This window comes from Rhizobacter sp. P2_H2 (genome assembly GCF_056403375.1).
Genome location: NZ_JBFUFP010000786.1, coordinates 1 through 2609, shown reverse-complemented (window position 1 = coordinate 2609; position 2609 = coordinate 1). Strand labels below are relative to the sequence as shown.

At 69.0% G+C, this 2609-nt stretch carries 3 protein-coding genes and 1 pseudogene; 1 reads left to right on the top strand and 3 read right to left on the bottom strand.

Going from position 1 to position 2609, the window contains the following annotated elements; all coding sequences use genetic code 11:
* The coding region (locus AC1D15_RS26295; protein WP_477828309.1) for a methyl-accepting chemotaxis protein at positions 1 to 539 on the top strand (539 nt) is incomplete at its 5' end.
* 6 nt (positions 540 to 545) lie between these two features.
* Here the strand turns inward: AC1D15_RS26295 and AC1D15_RS26290 are convergent.
* From AC1D15_RS26290 to AC1D15_RS26280, 3 genes and pseudogenes are all read right to left on the bottom strand, one after another.
* Positions 546 to 1178 carry an L-threonylcarbamoyladenylate synthase gene (locus tag AC1D15_RS26290; protein ID WP_477828308.1) on the bottom strand — a complete coding sequence of 211 codons (633 nt, stop codon included), beginning with the start codon at positions 1176 to 1178 and terminating at the stop codon, positions 546 to 548.
* An 11-nt stretch (positions 1179 to 1189) separates the two neighbouring features.
* Positions 1190 to 2119: a DMT family transporter gene (locus tag AC1D15_RS26285; protein ID WP_477828307.1), complete on the bottom strand. Its 930-nt coding sequence runs from the start codon at positions 2117 to 2119 to the stop codon at positions 1190 to 1192.
* A 10-nt stretch (positions 2120 to 2129) separates the two neighbouring features.
* Positions 2130 to 2609: pseudogene (locus tag AC1D15_RS26280) on the bottom strand (phosphatase); the annotation flags it as partial.

The window sequence follows — 2609 nt, the reverse complement described above, 5'->3', positions numbered from 1 at the left end:
CGATGGAGGAGATCAGCGCCAGCTCGCGCAAGATCAGCGACATCATCGGCGTGATCGACGGCATCGCGTTCCAGACCAACATCCTCGCGCTGAATGCGGCGGTGGAAGCGGCGCGCGCCGGCGAGCAGGGCCGCGGCTTCGCGGTGGTGGCCAGCGAGGTGCGCAGCCTCGCGCAGCGCAGCGCGCAGGCGGCCAAGGAGATCAAGGCGCTGATCGGCGCGAGCGTCGAGAAGGTGGCAGCCGGCACGCAGCTGGTGGGCGATGCGGGCGTGACGATGAAGGATGTCGTGGCGCAGGTGAAGCGGGTGGCCGAGCTGATCGACGAGATCAGCACCGCGACCGGCGAGCAGACGGCCGGCATCGGCCTGGTCAGCGATTCGGTGATGCAGATCGAGCAGGTGACGCAGCAGAACGCGGCGCTGGTCGAGCAATCGGCTGCTGCGGCGGACAGTCTTCAGCAGCAGGCGGCGCGGCTGGTGGATGCGGTGCGGCAGTTCAAGCTGAAGGACGACGGGTTGCTGGTCGCGCCCACCGCCTGAGTTGTCTCAGTCCACTGGCAGTCCCAGCAGGGCGGGGTCTCCCCTTCCCAAACGGAACAGCACCGGCTCGTCTGTCGTCAGGTCGACCACCGTCGTCGGCTCGCGCGGGCATGCGCCCGCATCGACCACCGCCTGCACCTGGCCCTGGAAACGCTCGCGGATCTCATCCGGGTCGTTCATCGGCTCGGTCTCCCCCGGCGCGATCAGCGTGGTCGACAGCAACGGCTCGCCGAAGATGTCGAGCAGCTGCAGCAGCATCCTGTGGTCCGGTACGCGCAGGCCGATGGTGCGGCGCGACGGGTGCGACACGCGCCGCGGCACTTCCTTCGTCGCCTCGAGGATGAAGGTGAACGGCCCCGGCGTCGCATGCTTCATCAGCCGGTACTGCCGGTTGTCGACGCGGGCGTAGCTCGCCAGCTCCGACAGGTCGCGGCACAGCAGCGTCAGGTGGTGCTTGTCGTCGACGCCGCGGATGCGCCGCAGGTTCTCGGCCGCCGCCTTGTCGTCGAGGTGGCACACCAGCGCATAGCTCGAATCGGTCGGCACCGCGGCGATGCCGCCGTCGTGCAGGATCTGCGCGGCCTGCTTCAGCAGGCGCTGTTGCGGGTTCTCGGGATGGACTTCGAAGAATTGCGGCATGGGCCGCGATGCTAATCCGCGATCGTGTCGGCCGCTACTGTCGATGTCGCGGGGTGCGCCGCGGTCTTGCGCATGTTCAGCCACGCGCTCGCCGCACCGCACACCGCGATCACGCCCATGCCGACCCAGGCCCAGCCGTCCGGCACGTAGCGGAACACCGCCCAGCTCACCGCCGCCGCCACGCCGATCTGCAGGTAGATGAAGGGCATCAGCGTCGCCGTCGGCGCGAGGCCCAGCGCGAGGATCAGGAACAGGTGGCCCACCGTGCCGAGCGCGCCGATCACCAGCAGCAGCACCAGCTGCTGCGGCGGCGCAGCCAACAGCGTGCCGTCGGTGTCGATCGCACTGAAGAGGAACAGCACCGGCGTCAGCACCAGCGCGCCGGTCAGGCCGGTGTAGAAGTGCGTCGTGTACGGGCTCTCCAGCGCCGACAGCTTGCTCGTCAGCACCTGGAAGCTCGCGTAGGTGAGGGCGCCGGCCAGCGGGAACAGCACCGCCCAGCCGAACAGCCCGCTGCCCGGTCGGATCACGATGATCGCGCCGACGAAGGCCGCGCACACCAGCGCCCAGCGCAGCGTCGACACCCGCTCGTGCAGCACCCAGGCCGCCAGCAGCGTCACGACCACCGGCGTCAGCATGTTGATCGCGGTGAATTCGGCCACCGGCATCTGCTGCACGCCGAAGAAGCTCAGCGCACTGGTGGCCAGCAGCAGCGCGCCGCGCGCCAGCTGGAAACGCGGGTGCGCGGTGCGAAAGCCCGCGGTCTTCGAGCGCAGCAACCAGATCCCCATCGACACCGCCTGGAAGGCGTAGCGCGCCCACAGGATCAACAGCACCGGCAGGAAAGCGCCCAGGTACTTGATCGTGGTGTCCATGGTCGCGAAGCACAGCGCCGCCAGGGCGATCAGCGCGATGCCCCGGGCGGGGCGCTGTCTTGTCACGATCGTGGGTTCACGGGAGCTGCACGCGGTCGACGAGCGCTTCCCAGACCGGCGTCAGCTTGCCCGGCAGCGGCGGCAGCGTCCCCAGGTCGACGTGGCTCTCGTCGGGGCTGTGGAAATCGGAACCGCGCGACGCGAGCAGCTCGAACTCGAGCGCCATGTCGGCGTACTTGATGAAGTCGGTGTTCGAGTGGCTGCCGGTGATCACCTCGACCCCGCGCCCGCCATGCACCTTGAATTCGGTGAACAGCGCGTATTCCTCGTTGGCGGTGAACTTGTAGCGCCCCGGGTGCGCGATCACCGCGATGCCGTGCGCCTCGCGGATCCAGCGCACCGCGTCGCCGAGCTTTGCCCAGCGGTGCGGCACGTAGCCCGGCTTGCCCTCGACGAGGAACTTGCGGAAGACCTCGTGCGTGTCCTGGCAGACGCCGCTCTCCACCAGGTGCCGCGCGAAGTGCGTGCGCGAGATCAGCTCCGGGTTGCCGACGTA